This is a genomic window from Natronorubrum halophilum, assembly GCF_003670115.1.
Classification (GTDB): domain Archaea; phylum Halobacteriota; class Halobacteria; order Halobacteriales; family Natrialbaceae; genus Natronorubrum; species Natronorubrum halophilum.
The window spans coordinates 541,057-558,399 of sequence record NZ_QQTY01000002.1; the positions used below are offsets into that span (position 1 = coordinate 541,057).

General features: G+C 65.7%; 18 protein-coding genes. 8 read left to right on the forward strand and 10 right to left on the reverse strand.

Annotated features, from left to right (window positions below; translation table 11 throughout):
- Positions 1-2 precede the first annotated feature (2 nt).
- Entirely contained in the window at positions 3-1,121 is a 1,119-nt protein-coding gene (locus tag DWB23_RS08740) for a saccharopine dehydrogenase family protein (RefSeq protein ID WP_121742436.1), read from the reverse strand.
- 91 nt (positions 1,122-1,212) lie between these two features.
- On the opposite strand from DWB23_RS08740, the gene DWB23_RS08745 reads away from it, so the two are divergent.
- Positions 1,213-1,650 (forward strand): Rieske (2Fe-2S) protein, encoded by a 438-nt coding sequence (locus DWB23_RS08745; RefSeq protein ID WP_121743056.1) that lies wholly within the window; start codon positions 1,213-1,215, stop codon positions 1,648-1,650.
- A 21-nt stretch (positions 1,651-1,671) separates the two neighbouring features.
- On the opposite strand, the gene DWB23_RS08750 is transcribed toward DWB23_RS08745, so the two are convergent.
- Together DWB23_RS08750 and DWB23_RS08755 are read right to left on the reverse strand one after the other, a co-directional pair.
- The gene (locus DWB23_RS08750; protein ID WP_121742437.1) at positions 1,672-2,034 is read right to left on the reverse strand and encodes a DUF7344 domain-containing protein; all 363 of its coding nucleotides are present in this window, start codon (positions 2,032-2,034) and stop codon (positions 1,672-1,674) included.
- Between the two features lie 205 nt (positions 2,035-2,239).
- The gene (locus DWB23_RS08755; protein WP_121742438.1) at positions 2,240-2,530 is read right to left on the reverse strand and encodes a transcriptional regulator; all 291 of its coding nucleotides are present in this window, start codon (positions 2,528-2,530) and stop codon (positions 2,240-2,242) included.
- Positions 2,531-2,713: 183 nt separating this feature from the next.
- Between DWB23_RS08755 and DWB23_RS08760 the strand changes: the two genes are divergently transcribed.
- Both DWB23_RS08760 and DWB23_RS08765 read left to right on the forward strand, forming a co-directional pair.
- Positions 2,714-3,688, forward strand: a complete 975-nt coding sequence (locus DWB23_RS08760) for a sugar phosphate nucleotidyltransferase (RefSeq protein WP_121742439.1) — start codon at positions 2,714-2,716, stop codon at positions 3,686-3,688.
- 116 nt (positions 3,689-3,804) lie between these two features.
- Positions 3,805-4,512, forward strand: coding sequence for a hypothetical protein (locus tag DWB23_RS08765; protein WP_121742440.1), 708 nt, complete (start codon positions 3,805-3,807; stop codon positions 4,510-4,512).
- Positions 4,513-4,579: 67 nt separating this feature from the next.
- Here DWB23_RS08765 and DWB23_RS08770 read toward each other — a convergent pair whose 3' ends face one another.
- From DWB23_RS08770 to DWB23_RS08795, 6 genes are all read right to left on the reverse strand, one after another.
- Positions 4,580-5,305: a diphthine--ammonia ligase gene (locus DWB23_RS08770; protein ID WP_121742441.1), complete on the reverse strand. Its 726-nt coding sequence runs from the start codon at positions 5,303-5,305 to the stop codon at positions 4,580-4,582.
- Between the two features lie 50 nt (positions 5,306-5,355).
- Positions 5,356-6,663 carry a DUF373 family protein gene (locus DWB23_RS08775; protein WP_121742442.1) on the reverse strand — a complete coding sequence of 436 codons (1,308 nt, stop codon included), beginning with the start codon at positions 6,661-6,663 and terminating at the stop codon, positions 5,356-5,358.
- An 88-nt stretch (positions 6,664-6,751) separates the two neighbouring features.
- Positions 6,752-7,747 (reverse strand): signal peptide peptidase SppA, encoded by a 996-nt coding sequence (sppA, locus tag DWB23_RS08780; protein WP_121742443.1) that lies wholly within the window; start codon positions 7,745-7,747, stop codon positions 6,752-6,754.
- Between the two features lie 213 nt (positions 7,748-7,960).
- Positions 7,961-8,842 (reverse strand): coiled-coil protein, encoded by an 882-nt coding sequence (locus tag DWB23_RS08785; RefSeq protein WP_121742444.1) that lies wholly within the window; start codon positions 8,840-8,842, stop codon positions 7,961-7,963.
- A gap of 315 nt (positions 8,843-9,157) precedes the next feature.
- Positions 9,158-11,029, reverse strand: coding sequence for a glycoside hydrolase family 2 protein (locus DWB23_RS08790; protein WP_121742445.1), 1,872 nt, complete (start codon positions 11,027-11,029; stop codon positions 9,158-9,160).
- 54 nt (positions 11,030-11,083) lie between these two features.
- Positions 11,084-12,172: a tubulin/FtsZ family protein gene (locus DWB23_RS08795; RefSeq protein WP_121742446.1), complete on the reverse strand. Its 1,089-nt coding sequence runs from the start codon at positions 12,170-12,172 to the stop codon at positions 11,084-11,086.
- A gap of 169 nt (positions 12,173-12,341) precedes the next feature.
- On the opposite strand from DWB23_RS08795, the gene DWB23_RS08800 reads away from it, so the two are divergent.
- The 3 genes from DWB23_RS08800 (at position 12,342) to DWB23_RS08810 (ending at position 14,997) form a co-directional block, all read left to right on the forward strand.
- On the forward strand, positions 12,342-12,767 hold the full coding sequence (locus tag DWB23_RS08800; RefSeq protein WP_121742447.1) for a DUF5791 family protein: 426 nt from the start codon (positions 12,342-12,344) through the stop codon (positions 12,765-12,767).
- Positions 12,768-12,857: 90 nt separating this feature from the next.
- Positions 12,858-13,751, forward strand: a complete 894-nt coding sequence (locus DWB23_RS08805; RefSeq protein ID WP_121742448.1) for an SDR family oxidoreductase — start codon at positions 12,858-12,860, stop codon at positions 13,749-13,751.
- Between the two features lie 64 nt (positions 13,752-13,815).
- Positions 13,816-14,997: a DHH family phosphoesterase gene (locus DWB23_RS08810; RefSeq protein ID WP_121742449.1), complete on the forward strand. Its 1,182-nt coding sequence runs from the start codon at positions 13,816-13,818 to the stop codon at positions 14,995-14,997.
- A gap of 57 nt (positions 14,998-15,054) precedes the next feature.
- On the opposite strand, the gene glmM is transcribed toward DWB23_RS08810, so the two are convergent.
- Positions 15,055-16,395, reverse strand: a complete 1,341-nt coding sequence (gene glmM, locus DWB23_RS08815) for a phosphoglucosamine mutase (RefSeq protein WP_121742450.1) — start codon at positions 16,393-16,395, stop codon at positions 15,055-15,057.
- Positions 16,396-16,580: 185 nt separating this feature from the next.
- Here glmM and DWB23_RS08820 point away from each other — a divergent pair, with 185 nt between their 5' ends.
- Positions 16,581-16,889: a transcription factor S gene (locus DWB23_RS08820; RefSeq protein WP_121742451.1), complete on the forward strand. Its 309-nt coding sequence runs from the start codon at positions 16,581-16,583 to the stop codon at positions 16,887-16,889.
- Between the two features lie 114 nt (positions 16,890-17,003).
- Positions 17,004-17,312 (forward strand): DUF7518 family protein, encoded by a 309-nt coding sequence (locus tag DWB23_RS08825; RefSeq protein ID WP_121742452.1) that lies wholly within the window; start codon positions 17,004-17,006, stop codon positions 17,310-17,312.
- The last annotated feature ends 31 nt before the right edge of the window (positions 17,313-17,343 follow it).

A 17,343-nucleotide genomic window follows, 5' to 3' on the forward strand; every position in this document is an offset into this window, starting at 1 on the left:
CGTCAGCCGTCGGACTCGAGCGCCGACCGTCCGGGATCGCCGAATTCGGCCGGTACGTCGACGAGCTCTCGCGTGGTTCCCTCGAGGTCGAGGACGAACTCGCTTCCGAAGGCCGACGACGGCGTCTGGAAGCCGGTCGGGATTCGAGCCCGGATGCGGTCTCGTCCGTCGATGACGCGCTCGGCGGCGTCCACGGCCGCTTCGGCCGTCAGCGCGTAGGGGTTGGGCGTCCGCAGCCGGGCGCGTGTGCGACGACCGGTCGATTCGTCGACGGCCTCGCCCCAAACGACCGCGGAGTCGCTAGCTCGTTCCCGTTCGTTCGGGCCGTCGGCGCGGGCGTCGATCAGCCGCCGCAGGACGGCTTTGACCGGCCGGCGCTCGAGCAGCCAGCCCAGCGAGTCGGCGACGGTCATCGCTCGAGCGGCCAGCGGTAGAACGGCCGCGTACACGACGACCGAGTCGACTCCCGTGCTGTGACCGGCGGTGACGACGTCTCCGCCCGGGACCGTGACGGCGTGTTCGGGACCGGTCCCGAAATCGATCTCGCGCGTTTGAAACGCGACCGGAACCCTGATCAGGCGGCCGTTTCGGCGGACGACGCCGTCGTTTCCGAGCTGTTCGACGAACGTCCGAGCGGTGCCCCTCGAGAGCGGGCCGTTACCCTTGACTCCGAGCGACAGGTCGGTGGCTGCGGGTAGCTGTTCGTGAAGAAACGCCGCCAGACAGTCCGAAGGTACGACTTCGAAGCCGACGCCGGGGAGGAGCGTCACGTCCGCGGCTCGAGCCGCGTCGTCCCGCTGGCGTAACCGCTCGAACACCCGGAACTCGCCGGTGATATCGAGGTAGTCCGTGCCGGTCTCGAGGCAGGCCTCGACGAGCGGGTCGGCCGTTTTTACGAACGGCCCGGCGCAGTTCAAGACGGCGTCGAAGCGCCGAACGTGCGCCGCAACGTCGCCGGCCAGGCCGAACGTGCGCCCTTCGACGCCGAGTTCGTCGGCCTGTCGCGTCACCGCCTGCCTGTTCTGGCCGGCGACGACCGGCGACCCTCCTCGAGAAACGGCTTCACGGGCGATCAGCCGACCGGTGTAGCCGTAGGAACCGTAGACGAGGAGGGAGTCCATAGCCGTCGTTTGGTTCTCAGGATGTTAAAGTTGTGTCAGACGTACACCGTATCGGAACGTTCACGACGACGAACTACTAACCCGGATGGCGATGAACGCGTCTCAACGGATCACCACGCTCGAGGACGTCCCGTCGGACTCGACGTTTCTCTTCCGCGTCGCGCCCGAGGCGGACGAAGAGCGGGAAGCGATCCTCGTCGAACGCGAGGGGGCGACGCCCGATGGCGACGAGGAACCGGTCGCCTGCTGGCTGAACTACTGCCAACACATGACCCACATCAACATCGACAAGGGCTCGGGAGCGCCGATGCGAGACGGCGAACTCGTCTGTGCGAACCACGGCGCGTACTTCGATTCCGACTCCGGGAAGTGTACGTTCGGCCCCTGTGAGGGTGCCTATCTCACCGATCTCGAGGTAACGGTCGCGGACGGTGCGGTCTACCTCACCGACGACGACTATGCGTTCGTCGGCGAGGGACCGATCGACGACGATGACGACCTGACGTCGACCTCGAACGTCAAAATATGAGCCGTATCGGCGGCGGGGCGACTACTCGAGTGCGACCGGAAAGACCAGATCCCGTTCCTGGTCGTACTCGAGGAGTCCAACGTCGACCAGTCGCGGCAGGTGGTCGTGATACAGCGAGATGTAGACTTCGTGGACGCACTCGGCGGAGATATTCGATACGTTACGGCCGGTCTCGCGGACGGCGACCTCCTCCGCAGCGTCCGGGAGGGTGATCGATTCGCCGTAGGTGCGCATAACCTTGAGGAAAAGTCGGCGGCGCTGGTCGGCGAGCAACCCGAACGCCTCGTCGACCGTTTTCGCTGACGTCTCGCACGTGTCGAGGGTATTGAGGACGCTCAACACGAAATCGACGCAGTCGGACTCGGGATGGGGCGTGGCAGTCATTCGTATCCTCCGGGGGCGCTCTCGAAGCGGACGAATACCTGTTCAGTGGAGACGAGAGACGGTGACAGGTGTCGATGGGTCGTGCGCGATGGCCGCCCGTTTTCTCGAGAGTTCGTACGGGTTTCTCGCCTCCCCAGTAAATATTAGTATCGAATCCGCATCAGATTGTCAGCGAACCGTGACTGTCGTTCCGCCCGGAACGCCGTCACTCGATCGTCAGCGCCGGTTCGGAAAGGGACTCGCTCTTGCACTCGGGACACCGCGACGGACGATTCAGCAGGTCGTCGAAGGCGTCGAACCCGCAGTCCTGGCACGTCGGCGGGGCGACAAGAAACTGTTCGTCCGTGCCGTCGACCGACCGGGAGACGTGTTCGGCGTGGCGCAGCACCGACTCCGGCGTCAACTCGAGTCGGACGGCGAGTTCGCTCGGCGTTCCGGGTTCGGAACGGAGCGCATCGGCGAGTCGCTGTCGCGTCGTTTCATCGGCTTCGCGCATACGTCGGGTGAACGGGCGTCCGGGTTTTATACTATCGGTCGTCGCCCGTTCGACCGCTGGGTAGCCCCGACAGGTCCGACGCGATGATCGTCGTCCGACGGGACCGATCCCCCGCCGCCCGACGCGAGATCGACCACCGGTGAAAGGGCAAACCACTTACCCGACGCAGGAGAACAACGATCCATGAAAGCCGTCGTCCTTGCCGGCGGATACGCGACTCGAATGTGGCCGATCACGAAGCATCGGCCCAAGATGTTCCTCCCGATCGGGGAGTCGACCGTCGTCGATCGTATCTTTGCGGAACTCGAGGGTGACGAGCGAATCGACGAGGTCTACGTGAGTACGAACGAGCGATTCGCCCCCGACTTCGAGGCCCACCTCGCCGACAGCGAGTTCGAGAAACCCCAGTTGTCGATCGAGGAGACGAGCGAAGAGGAGGACAAGTTCGGCGTCGTCGGCGCACTCGCACAGCTCATCGACCGCGAAAACGTCGACGACGATCTGCTGGTCATCGCCGGGGACAACCTGATGAGTTTCGACGTCCCGGAGTTCCTCGACTACTTCGAACGGCAAAACGCCCCGACGCTGGCCGCCTACGACGTCGGTTCCCGCGAAAAGGCAAAATCGTACGGGCTCGTCGAACTCGAGGACGACCGCGTCGTCGACTTTCAGGAGAAACCCGACGACCCCAGAAGCACGCTCGTCTCGATCGCCTGTTACGCGTTTCCCGCCGACTCGCTCTCCTTGCTCCCGACCTATCTCGAGGAGGGGAACAACCCCGACGAGCCCGGCTGGTTCGTCCAGTGGCTCCAGAACCACGAGCCGACCTACGCCTACAGCTTCGAGGGCGCGTGGTTCGATATCGGCACCCCCGAAAGCTACCTCGACGCCGTCGCCTGGCACCTCGACGGCGAGTCGCTGGTCGCCGACTCGGCGACCATCGAGGAGACGTCGATCGGGGACAACGTCCACGTGATGGGCGACGTCACCCTCGACAACACGAATCTCGATCACGCGGTGATCTTTCCGAAGGCGACGGTCCGGGACGCCGACATCCGCCGGTCGATCATCGACGAGGGGACGCACCTCGAGGAGTTGGACCTCGCGGGTGCGCTCATCGGTGCTCACACCACGATTACGAACGGTTCGAAGCATTGACGCCCGCGGTAACACGCGAGAAGTCACACCGACAGACCGTACCCGTTCCAGTCGGATTCCGACGAACTCGGCGACACAGCTATACGTCTCGATTGTGATATGTGTCGACAACGCACATGAACCAAGCGGTTCAATCGGTCCTCAACCGGTACGCCGAGGGGGTTCCGACCGGGGACCTCGCGGCGGACTTTCGCGAGCACCGGCGGTGGAACGGCGACGACCCCTGTTTGTTACTCGCCGAAGCTACCGCCTCGACGACCGGTCAGCGCTTCGTCGGCGGTATCGAACCGGCCGTCAGCCGATTTCGCGAGTCGTTCGTCACGACCGACCGCGTCAGTTCGTTCGCTGACCTCGCCGCTCTCGATCTCGAGGACGACGAACTGGTGGCAGCCTTCGGCGCCCGGCGGAAACGCCACGTCCTCCGCGAGGCCGCCGGCGCGCTCGCAGGCCGGCCCGAGACCGACGATCTCGGGGCGCTGTTCGCGTGGGCCAGCGACGCCGACCACTATCGCTACGACGCCGATCCTCTCGGGTCGATCGCCGGCGTCGGCCCCTCGAGTTTCCAGTACCTGCGCCAGCTCGCCGGCGTCGAGACGATCAAACCCGATCCGACGGTCGTCCGGCTGATCGACGCCCTCGACGACGACCTCGAGTCGTCACCGCTGGACGCGACGACGGCCCTGCGGACGATCGCCTCCGGCGAGTGGCTGGCGATCACGTCGTCGTACACCGCCCTCGAGATCGATCGGCTCGCGTGGTGGCTGTTTACCGACGCCGCCGACCGCGAAGCCGTCCTCGATATCCACGGGACGACGGTCGGGTAATCCGAGCCGAGCGATCGCAGCGAACGGCGCGTAGCGGGATCGCGCCACGCCGCCTCGTCCGCCGGTCTCACTCGAGTTGTGCGTCCGTAATCCGCACCCGCCCGCGCGTTCCGTCCCACTCCGTCTCGTACTCGAGGTCGATGCGTCGGTCCATGTGCGGTCCGTCGACCACGAACGTCTCGAACTCGCCGCCCTCTCCGAGGATGTGAACGCCGTACTCCTCGTGGAGCGCTTCGAGATCGGCGATCGCTTCGTGGTCGAGCGTCCGTCCCAGCCACGATTCGTCCAGCCCGGCGGCGGCGACCTGGATGATCGCGATCTCGAAGCCCGCCTCGAGCATCTCATCGGCGAGTTCTCGAGGGGCTTCCTGCCAGAGCGGGGCGAACAGCTCACAGCCGAGTCGGTCGCACATCCCCCGAATGCGACTCGTCTGGTACTCGCTCTCGACGGCTCCCGCCGTGACGCCGGCGATGCCGCCCTCGAGTTCGTCGCCGAGGTCCGTCAGGGCGGCCTCGAGGGGCTCGAGTTCGTCGTCGCCCTGTACCCCCGAGTCGGCCGCCTCGGCGGCCTCGAAGTCGTCGGGTTCGACGTCGACCAGCGGGATGCCGATGCTCTCGGCCGCCAGCGCGGCCAGATCCGTCGCGGGAACGTGATACATGTAGGAATCGCCCGCGGGGTGGACGGTGACCAGACGGGAAACCTCGAGTCCTTCCTCGAGGGCCTGGTACAACGCCCACGAGGAGTCCTTGCCGCCCGAAAAGAGACTGACCCACGTACCGTCTGCGTCGCTCATGCTCGTCACTGAGCGCACAGAGATAAATGGATACCGAGTCGGAAGAGCGGTCAGTACTCGCTCGGCTCGGTGTCAGAGTCAGCGTCCGAATCGGGTCCTCGATCCGGGTCCGAACTCGAGTCCGCGGCGGGCCGGCGCGGCGGCTCCCTCTCCGGACCGCCATCGGTGAGTTCGGACGGCAGGTTGGAGTTCGATTTCGGCTCGACGTCCCTTCCGGCACCGTCGGTGATCTCCCCCTCGTTTCGGCTCCCGCTAAAGTACGACGCGACTCTCGCACCGACGAGGCTCACGACGAGCGCAGTCACGACGAACAGCGCGAGCCGTTCGCCGGCCGTCACTGCGAAGCTCTCGTTCGATAGCACGCCGAACTCGTAGGCCGGGACCTCGAACGATCCGATCGCATCCTGTCGCTCGAGGAAGTACGCCGAGAAGCCCCGCACGACCAGGCCGACGGCGACGACGATAAAGGGCAGGTTGAGGTAGGAACTACGGATTGGGTCGTCGCTGATCGCCTCGTCGAGCAGTCGGCCGGCGCTGGCCGTGAGCGCGGCCATCGCGAGCCACGGAACGGCGTAGAAGGCGAACTGCATCGCGGGGATCACCACGCCGGGCGAGTCCTCGAGACTCGAAACGCCGAGCGCACCGGCGAAGAAGCCGACGAGCGTGAGTCCGGCGGCGACGACGTAGGTGACGACCGAGACCTGTCCGGAGTACAGCGATTCGCGCACTTGGTGGGTGGCTCCGGTTACCAGTTCGTCGACGTTGAATCCCTTGTACAACAGGAAGACACCGATGACGGTCGTAATCGCGGCAGCACCCTCTGCGGGGCTGAAAACGGTCGCGAGTATCGGAAAGACGAGTAGCGTCAATCCGATGGGGACGAGGATGGTCTGGCGCAGTTCCTCGTCCGCGAGGAACTGCTTGAGCAGATAGTACGTCGATTCGATGTCGCGGGCCTGCCGGACGACCACGCGGTCGACCGAATCGACCTGCATGCGGCTCTCGACGATCGGGACCAGTCGTTCGTCCTCCGCGCTGTCGATGACGACGACCGCCGAGTCGGGATCGTACTCGGCCACGAGTTCGTCGAGTTGGGCCGCGACCGCTCGGTCCGCCGAGACCATCGACTCTCGATCCCCCGAAACGACCGCGACGACGACCTCCTCGGCCTCGTCGCGAAGGTTCTGGGCGACGCGCAGCGTCTCGAGCAGGGAGTTGACTCCCGAATCCTCCGGATCCGCCAGGCCGACGTCGGTCACGAGCGCGCGGACGGCTTCCCAGCCGACTACGGGCGACCGAAGGCCGGTCTTGCGACCGACATCGTCGGTCCGGTCGAGACAGACGACCAGCGTTGTCACGGTATCCGTTCCATGCTGTGTGACGATAAAACCACTTACTCGTTCGACGTGTCGACGGCGCGACCTGCGGGCGACGGGTGGAGACTGCTCAGGTCCGCAAGCGGAACTCTCGCTCCTCGGCGATCCCGGCGATGCCGGAGCCGAACGCGTAGGCCACCTGCTGAGCTCCGGTTCCGACGCGGGCCATCAGCGGCCGATCGGGTTCGAACTCCTCGACGGCGACGTCGTCCCGCCCGAGTCGATCGGCCAGTTCGGTCTCGAGTTCCCGGCGCGTTCCGAGGTGGTCGACGAGATCCATCTCGTAGGCTTCCTCGCCGAGGTAGATCCGCGCCTCGGTGTCGCGAACGAATTCGCTATCGAGGTCGCGACCGTCGCTGACCCGCTCGACGAACGTCTCGTAGTAGTCGTCGATCAGGCCCTGGAGATACTCGCGTTCGTCGTCCTCGAGTTCCTTCAACGGCGTGCCGGCGTCCTTGAACTCCCCGGCAGCGAAGCGCTCGTAGGAGAGTCCGACCTTCTCGGCGAGGTCGTTCGCGTTCACTCGGGAGCCGATGACCCCGATGGAGCCGACGATGGAACCGTCGCGGGCCCAGAGTTCGTCACAGCCGCTTGCGATCCAGTAGCCGCCGCTGGCACAGACGTCGTTCGTGTAGGCGACCGTCGGCCCGTCGAACCGCTCGGCCGCGAGCCGAATATCGTCGCTCGGAACGACCTCCCCGCCCGGCGTGTTCAGCTTTACCAGCAGCGCGTCGACGTTGTCGTCTTCGTCGGCGCGATCGATCTGCTCGACGATGTCGTCGGCCGGCGTCCCTCGCGGACTCGAGGGAATCCCACCGCCGCCGCCGTCGCGGGTGATCGGCCCCTCGACGGCGACCTCGGCGACGTCGTAGGTCGGAAACAGCGAGTCGGCGACGTTTCCCGCCAGTCGAATCCCGACGGCGATCGCGGCGATCGCGACGAGAACGCCGGCCAGATCGGCGAGCGTCTCCGGATAGACGACGAACAGCGCGACGCCGAGCGCGGCGAACACCACAGCGCCGGTCGCGACGATCAGCAGACGTACGTTTCCATCACTGCTAGCCATCGTCGACACCTCGTATCATGGCACATCCTGTGGCTGCCGTCGAGTTAAGGGTACGTGTTTGGACATCGCCCCGTCCGTTGAACCAGTCGCTTCCGGCCACCGTTTGAACGCGCAAGTCCGTCGTCCCGGCCACGCTCGAGCCCCTGTCGCCGCGACCGCTGGCGGCGCTCGAACCGGGAAAAACCGCAAAAAGACACAGGTGGACGAACCGAGTTAGAGAAGCCCCGTCTTCTGGAGTTTCATCAGGTCCTCGGTATCGAGGGTTTCGCCGTCCTTGAACTTCTGATAGATCTCTTCGGCCTCTTCTTTGGCCGCTTCCTTTTTCTTGTCGCGCTGGGACTTGCGCTGTTTTTCCTCTTTCTTGTCCAGTTCGCGCAGGCGCTTCTGGACGCGGACGAAGTCCTCGTGGTGCTGGTCTGCGGCCTCCTGGGCCTCGACGAAGGACTCGTGCATCTCGTCGGCTTCGTCACGGATATCGTCGGCCTCGCGATAGGCCTCGATCATCTGGTTGTGATGTTCCTGGGCCTTGTCCGCCAGCTCCGTGACCTTCTGGTGGTGCTGGGAGGCTTCCGATCGCACTTCCTCGGCTTCCTCGACGAGTTCTTCTAAGTCCTCGTTCTGATCGAGCTTCTGTTTGCGCTCTTCGTACTCCTCACGCTTTCCCTCGATCTTTTCGATGAGTTCCTTCTCGTCCTCGCTCGAGAGGACTTCCGTCTGCTGTTTGAACTCGAGCTGTTCGATCTCCTCTTTGAGCTCCTCGAGATCCTTCCCCTCGTCGAGCTCCATGTCGGACTTGAGCTTCTCGACCTTGTCGAAGAGCGTGTTGGCCTCGGCGTTGAGCTCGTTTCGCTTGTCCTTGTGTTCCTGAACCTTCTCGTTGAGCTCGTCGCGTTTCTCGCGGTGTTCCTGGGCTTCGTCGACCTTCTCGCGCGTCTTCGCGTTCAGGTCGTCCCGGTTGGACGCTCGCTCGGAGGCCATCTGGTTCAGATCGTTTCGCCGATCTCGGAGCTGGCCAGCCATCTTGATGAGCTGTCCCTTCGATTTGTTTTCGAGGTCGTCTTCCGTCAGTTCGATGTTCTTTGATTCGTCTACCATGTGTTAGTCAATCCTCTGTGCCATACCCGCACCGGCGCGTCTGTCGACGTCTCGAGCGGAACCCGTACCCGTCGGTCGGGTGCGTTCCATCGGGAAGAGACGAGCGACTGTGTACAGCGTTCGCTCACGATCTGCGAAACCTCGGTGAATAAGATTTCCTGTCATTACTCGTCGAGCGATACGCGCCCCGGTGGCGTTCTGGTACTCGTTTCTACTGTCGCCTTCAATTTAAATGTACCGGTCCTGAAACCCCTGAAAACCGTTGCCACGGGGCTGCTCGGGTGTGTTGGACCGTAGCACGGCCGTGGCGCTTACTTATAAATGGTACTGGTTGGTAACCGCACGATCGTTACCCCCGACTGTCAGTTCGATTCCGGATGCCGTCCGGGGGATTTCGGCCGTTCCGGCGTCGGCCGTTTCGAGCGGCCCGACGCGCACAACCGTCTCGTCTCCCGCCTCGCCGGCCCGCCAGGAAACGGTCGTCTCTACTTCCTCGTGCGTATCGTTACAGAGGGTTATTCCGACGGATCCCGGTTCGGGCGGGCCGTCGAGAATCGCCTGAACCGGTTCGAACGATCGGGCGAGCGCCCGGTACGCTTCCTTTTCCTCGCCGGTCCGGGTCAGGACACCCGCGCCGCCACCCGGTGTCGCATCGCGAAGCGTCGCCGCCACCAGCACGCCGCTTCTACGGCGGCGGAGCGCCTCCGCGACCGTCTTCAGCGTCCGCGCCTGGTACGTCTGGGACGCTTCGACGGTGGGATCGGCACCGACCCAGTGCTCGAGCGCCGCCTCGTCGAGTCCGGGGATATCGGCGGGGTCGACGTCGGCCGCGGTCAGCGATCCCGCGCCGAAGCCGCCGACGAACGGTCCGATCGAACGGTCGCGCTCGAGCAACCACTCGACCGCGTCGGCCTCGAGATACTGCCAGCCCGGAAAGATCAACGCGGCGTCGGAATCGGTGCCGGGCGGTCCCGCGCTCGTAACGACGGGACGATCGTCGGGGAGCACTTCGGCGATCGCTGCCGTGGAGGGACGATCGGCGGTCGTTCGCCGCGCACGGTAGCGGAACCGCAGTTTCGTCAGGAACCCGCCGCCGTAGAGTCCGTCGAACGGTCGACTCGGGTCGTCGTGGCCGCCGTAGATCGCGAGGCTCGGGTGGTGGCCGTACGTTCGCTCGAGCGCCGCCGCGAGCAATCGGGTGCGCTCGAGCGAGCGGTCGGCGTTCGGTCCGCCCGTCGGCAGGTCCTGCCAGACCAACACTCCGGCCTCGTCGCAAGCGTCGTAGAACGTCGGCGGGACGGGCGTGCGAGCGCGAAGCAGCGTCGCGTTCGCGCCAACAGCGCGCTCGACGTCCGTAGCCGGATCTCCGCCGGGCAGCCGCGTGAACCCGCGGGCTCGAACCTGCGTTCCGTTGACCAGTATACCCTCCCCGTCGCGTTCGATCTCCCGGAAGCCGACCGTCCGCTCGAGCGACTCCTCGCCCAGTTTCGCTCGAACCGCGTACCGCTGTTGGGGGCCGTAGCCGCGCGGCCACCACAGGGACGGCTCTCGGATCTCGAGAGTCCGGGACACCGTCACCCGCTCGCCCGCAGCGGCCTGTACCGACGCGCGCTGCATGGTCCCACCGCCGCGGAACCCCTCGGGACGCACGGAGAAGGTGATCGCGTCATCAGTCGACTCGCCCGCGTCGACCTCTGCCTCGACGTCGATGACGCCGCCGTCTTCGGTGAGTCGTGACCGGGCCTCGAAGCGGCGAAGGAACGTTCGAGGCCGAGACTCGAAACCGACGCCCCACCGGATAGCCGGCGTCGCGAATTCGTCCGGTAGCTCGTCGCTCCCGTAGATTCCCGTGAGTGGATCGGGTCGCTCGCAGACGACGACGAGTTCGTTCTCGGGTCGGGGATCGAACGCGGCGCGGAACGGGAGGACAGTCGAGTCGTGCGCGCCCAGTCGGTCCCCGTTGAGCCATATTTCGGCTCGAGCATAGATCCCGCGAAGTTCGACCAACGCCCGTTCGCCGGCGTCACTCCGCGGATCTCCGAACGTCGTCCGGTAGGCGATCGGTCCCGCGGCGTCGCCGAACGCTGCCGGCCGTCCGGGAACGGAAACCGGCAACCACTCCTCGACCGTCGGCGGGCCGTCGTCGCCCCGTCGATTGACGACCCCACCGGTCCACTTGGCACCCATTGGCACAGTCACGGAACCCGAGGGAAAAAGCTGTTCCGACGTCCGACTCGAGACCTAAAACAGGTTCTCGAGGCGGTCGTCGGCGAACTGTTCTGCGGGATCGGTCCGCGCCTCCTCGCGATCCTGGGCCGTCTTCGCCTCGCGAGCGCGGTCCATGAACTCCCGAACGCGATCCGATCGTTCCGCCCCACCGAGCAGGACGAGCGCACCGAGCCGATCGGTCTCGAGGGGGAAGTCACCGCCCCGAACCTGCATGCTGCCGGTTTCGTCCTCGAGCCAGCGCCGCGCTCGTTCGACGCCCTTGCGGGGGATCCGGTCGGATTCGCCGGCGACGACCAGCAGCGCCGCCTCGGCCGCCCTCGTGTCGGGCATGCTCGTCCCGGTTAGCAGCGCCTGTCGCGAGACGCTCATCGCGGTCTGGATGTTCTCGGCGCTGTCCTCGCTCGCGAGTTCGCTGGCGTAACCGAGGACGGAGACGCCGCCCGCGCGGAGGGTGTTGATGACCTCGCTCGAGTCGACCACACTTTGCCCAACGCCCTCGACGGCCTCGCCGGAGGCGAAGAGCAACCCGACGCGCTTGGCGATCTTGCCGTTGATCGTGTCGAACGCGCCCTCGACGCTCTCGCCCTGTTCGTGCCACGCGTCGTTGTCGATGAGCAGCGTCGAGTCCGCCTCGCGGACGAGCGTCTTCAGGGATCGGCCGGCGTTGGCCTGGTAGAGCGATCCCTCGTTGCGTCCCGGCAACACGCCGAGCGCGTAGACGGGAACGTCGTAAACCTGCTGGAGGTGGTGGACGAGAACCGGTGCACCGCCGCTTCCCGTCCCGCCGCCGAGGCCGGCGACGACGAAGATCGCCTCGGCGCTCGAGGTGACCCGCCCGTCGAGCGAGCCGAGTACCTGCTGGATGTCCGACTGCATGATCTCGGTGCCGAGTTCGTTGTCAGCGCCGACGCCGTGCCCGTTGACGCGGTCCGCGCCGATCAACTGGGTGTCGACGAACTCGAGCGATTGGAGGTCCGCTTCCGCGGAGTTGACGGCCAGCGCGCCCTGAACGGCACCGAAGCCCATATCCGCGTCGAACCGGGCGAGCCGTTCGGTGACGTTTCCGCCGGCCTGACCAACCCCGATCAGGGCAACTTTCATAGCTCTATCATGAAAGGCGGGTCAATTGAACGTTCCGGTGAGCGAGACCGACGGGCGGTCGAATCGGAAGCGAACTCGAGGGCGGGTCGCCGGCGGGGGTCGGGACGCTGCCGCCGGTCGCGCACGCCCAATGGCAATACCTTTCAGCCCGATGCTCGTTTCATCCGGCATGTTCTACGAACAGCGGATGACCGTTCCCGACTCGCCCGCTGCTCTCCGTGCGGAGTACGACGAGGACCTCAGGGCGATCGTCGAGCAACGCGGTCCCGACGCGGTTGCCGACCGGACGGACGTCGACCGCGAGACCGTCGACGCCCTGCTCGAGGGGGGCTCCCCCGACCTCACGCTCGTCGAAGCGGCCCAGATCCAGGCGCTCGAGGACGGCGAACCCGACCCCGACGAGATGGTGACGATCGCCTGCGAGCACCTGCTCCTGGGCATGTCGACGGCCGTCCTCGACGTCGACGCGATCGAGAGCGAGGTGGCCCTCGAGATGGACGCAAAGGAGATCCAACAGAAGATCGAACGACGCGCGCCGATGTCGCTCGAGGAGTTCGTCCACGTGCAGTACGTGATCGCCGACGGCGCTCCCTGATCGGCGGCGACGGCGACTGAGTTCGTCCTCAGGGCGGCTCGGTTTCGGCTCGAGCGTTCGAACTATGTGCGCTCGTCCACGAGTCGGAGTATGAACGTTGCAATCCTGGGCTGTGGCCACGTCGGCCTCGAGTTGGGCCGACAGCTTACGGACCGCGGCCACGACGCGGTCGGCGTTCGCCGGTCGAACGAGGGCGTCGAGCGGATCGAGGATGCCGGCTTCGAGGCCGTACGAGCCGACGTCACCGACGCGACGGAACTCGAGACGGTGCCGGACGTCGATGCGGTCGTCTTCGCGGCCAGCAGCGGCGGCCGCGGGGCGGCGACGGCCCGCGAGGTCTACGTCGAGGGACTCCGGACGGCCGTGGAACACTTCGGCGAGCGCGAGAGCGCTCCCGAGCGGCTGATCTACACCTCCTCGACGGGAGTCCACGGCGACCACGACGGCGACTGGGTCGACGAGGAGACGCCCATCGAGCCCACGACGGAGAAGACCGAGGTGCTCGCCGACGCCGAGCGAATCGCGCTGGAGTTGCCCCCCGAGTACGGCTTCGAGGGAACCGTCGCGCGCTACGCCGGCCTCTACGGCCCCGGCCGGTACCGCCTCGAGCGCTACCTCGAGGGGCCGGTCACCGAGGGCTTCCTGAACATGGTCCACCGCGACGACGCCGCGGGGGCCGTCCGCTACCTGCTCGAGGCGGACCTCGCTCGCGGCGAGGTCGTCCAGGTCGTCGACGACGAACCCGCCCACAAGTGGGAGTTCGCCGACTGGCTAGCCGAGAACTGCGGCGTCGACGACCCGCCGAAGCGGACGAAAGCCGAACGGCTCGAGGACGCGGACCTCTCGGCGTCGGGCCGGCGTCGAATCCTGACGAGCAAGCGCTGTTCCAACGAGAAACTGCGAGCCCTGGGCTACGAGTTCGCCTACCCGACGTACCGAACGGGCTACCGCGACGCGATCGAAGCGTACCTGAACGACGCCTGATCCGGGACGCCGCGAGGTGTCACCTGAGGGTAAATTTCTTGAGGGTGCGATTTGATTGTGGGGTATGAGCGCCCAGATCACCTCGATCAGCGCCGCGTTCGTCGAGGTGGATCCGCTGGCGATCGAGACGGTCGTCGACCTGGCGCAATCGCTCGAGCCCTTGATTCTTTCGTTGCTCGTATTGGCGGCTGTCGCCGTCGTTCTCGGCGGCTGGTGGGTCGTACGCTGGTTTCGCCGTCCGCCGGGCGTTCGCCTCCAGCGTCTCCTGGGTAACTACGAGGAGGTCGCGGTGTTGATGCACCCCAATCCGGATCCGGATGCCATGTCCTGTGCGATGGCGGTCGAACGAATAGCGGATTCCGTCGGGACGGACGCGACGTTGCAGTACGCCGGCGAAATCCGTCATCAGGAAAACCGCGCCTTTCGGACCGTTCTCGACCTGGAGATGGAGTCGATCGAAGCGAGTTCACAGCTCGCCGCCGACGCCGTCGTGCTCGTCGACCACAACACGCCGCGTGGCTTTGCGGGCTCCCAGACGGTCGAGCCGATCGCGGTCGTCGATCACCACCCCGGAAACGGGACGGGGACGGAGTTTACGGACGTCCGTACGGAGTACGGTGCCGCATCGACGATCCTCGTCGAGTATCTGGACGAACTCGGCGCGACGATGGGGGGCGACGGTGGGTTCGACGTGCCGACGAAACTCGCAACCGGACTGCTCTACGGCATCCAATCGGACACGAACCACCTGACGAACGGCTGCTCGAGCGCGGAATTCGACGCCTCGGCATCGCTCTTTCCGGGAATCGACGAGGACCTGCTCGATCGGATCGCGAACCCGCAGGTCAGCGACGATGTCCTCCACATCAAAGCGAGGGCGATCACCGAGAAACGCGTCGAGGGTCCCTTCGCCGTCTGCAACGTCGGTACCATCTCGAACACCGACGCGATTCCCCAGGCCGCGGACGAACTCATGCACCTCGAGGGCGTGACAGCCGTCGTCGTCTACGGCGAAAACGACGGGACGATTCACCTCTCGGGCCGCTCTCGAGACGATCGGGTGCATATGGGAGAGACCCTCCGCCACGCCATTAGCGACATTCCGATGGCCAACGCCGGCGGACACGCTCGGATGGGCGGCGGACAGGTTTCGGTCGATCACATGAACGGGATCGGCCCCTCCGACGGGGTCAGTCTGACCGAGTTCGAGGATCGACTCTTTTCGTCACTGGCCGGCGAGCGGTGAGCAGCCGGGGACGACAACAGTTGGTCGGTTGCGTACCGCCGAGGGCCGACAGCGAACCTATTCGGCGTCGACCGAAGCAACCGCATCGGCCGCAGCAGCGACGATTCCCCGAGCGTCCTCGAACAGCGCCTCGGCTCGCTCCGGATCGCGCGCCTCGGCCGTAATACGGACGACGGGTTCGGTCCCGCTGGGTCGAACGAGCGTCCAGCCGTCGCCGTGATCGATCCGGAGGCCGTCGAGCGCGTCGACCTCGAATTCGCGATCGCGAACCGTTTCCTCGACGCGCTCCATGACCGCCGCCCTGTCTTCGACGTCGATCGAGGTCCGCCGGATCGGGTACGTCTCGAGGTCGTCGATCGTCTCACCGAGCGGGCCGTCTCGAGCGGCCATCGCCGCGAGTTTGCAAGCGGCCAGCGGACCGTCTGGACAGAGCGTTTCGTCGGGCCAGATCCACGCGCCGCTGGGTTCGCCGCCGAAGACCACGTCGGGTTCGGTCGCTCGCTCGGCGACGTAGACGTCGCCGACGGCCGTCCGCGTCACGGTGGCGCCGGCGGCCGACAGCGCGTCGTCGACGGCGAGGCTCGTGTCCACCGGCGCGGCGACCCGCTCCCCGTCGCCGGCCATCTCCCGGGCGAACAGCGCGAGCAGGAGATCCTTCGGAACGAACCTCCCGCGGTCGTCGACGGCCACCATCCGATCGCCGTCGCCGTCGTGGGCGACGCCGAGATCCGCGTCCGTCGCGCCGACGAGTTGCTGGAGGTCCTCGAGTGTCTCCGCGTTGGGCTCGCTGGGTCGGCCCGGGAACCGGCCGTCCTGCTGGCCGTTGAGCGTGCGGACCGAACAGCCCAGTTCGACCAGCGTATCCGCCGTCACGCTCCCGGCACCGTTGCCGACGTCGACGACGACGTGGAGTCCCTCGAGGTCGCCGACGGTCTCCCGAATCGCCTCGGCGTGTCGCTCGAGCAGCCCCTCGTGGCGTTTCCGATCGCCCAGCCCGGTCCACGACTCGAGGTCGTAGCGCTCGTTCTCGACGCGGTCCGCGATCGCCGCTTGGCGCTCGGTATCGAACGCTTGCCCGGACGCCGACCAGAGCTTGATGCCGTTGTCCTTCGCCGGATTGTGCGAGGCGGTGATGACGACCCCCGCGTCGGCCTCGAGCCAACTGACGCCGCGGGCGACCGTCGGCGTCGGCGCGACACCGACCTCGAGCACGTCCCCGCCGCACTCTCGAACGCCGGCGGTCAGCGCGTCGACCAGTATCGTCCCGCTCTCGCGGACGTCGCGGCCGACGACGACTCGTTGATACCCTTCGGAGGCGAGTGCTCGCCCGACGGAAAGCGCCAGTTCGGCAGTCACCTCGTCACCGACCTCCCCGCGAATACCGCTCGTTCCGAACATGCTCGAGTGATAGGACGAGCGGGTACATAAACATCGGAACACCGCCTAGCGTTTTGAGACAGTTCGTGACGGGTGAGTTGCTATCGATGGCCGTGCGAGGATGCCTCACGAGGTCGGTCGCGAGACCCCTCGAACGGAACTAAACGCGTTGCTTAAGTCGCTCGCCCCACGTAGCCCGGATACCAATGGAATTCTGCGACGAATGCGGTTCGATGATGAAAGCGGACGACGGCGTCTGGGAGTGTGGGAGCTGTGGCTATACGAAGCCGAAGGGCGACGCCGACGACTACATCGTCACGGATGATCAAGAGGCGGGCGAGGTTATCGAGTCGTCCGGAGAGACGTCCCTGCCGGAAACGGACGCCCGCTGTCCCGAGTGTGGCCACGACCGCGCCCACTGGTACATGCAACAGATTCGGTCGGCCGACGAGAGCGAGACGCGCTTTTTCATCTGTTCGGAGTGCGAGCACAAGTGGCGCGAAGACGATAACTGACGGCAACCACCCGCTCGCTCCCGATCGACGACGCCTGTCATTCGACCGAAAGTTACCAGAACGATTAGTATTGTCTGACGTACGTTTATGTGGACGGACGGACCCCTAGCAGATATGTCGAAAAACCGCGTCGAGGAACTCGAAGCGACGGTTGCGGAACTCGAGTCGACGGTAGAGGGACTCACGGACGAACTTGTCGAATCGAAGGAGCGCATTCGGGTTCTCGAGGCCGAACTCGATACCGAGACGCCGACCCGCGTTCCGAAGCGGCGCACCGATAATGCGGACGCGGCGGACGTCGAAGAGACGCAGGAAGCGGCACCGGACGAGGTGGCCGAAGCGACCGCCGATGCGGACGTCGAAGAGGACGCGGCCCAGGACGAAGCGGAAGACTCAGGTAGCGACGACATTATTGTCGCATAACTACGTGGCGACGGCGCGGTCACGATCGATT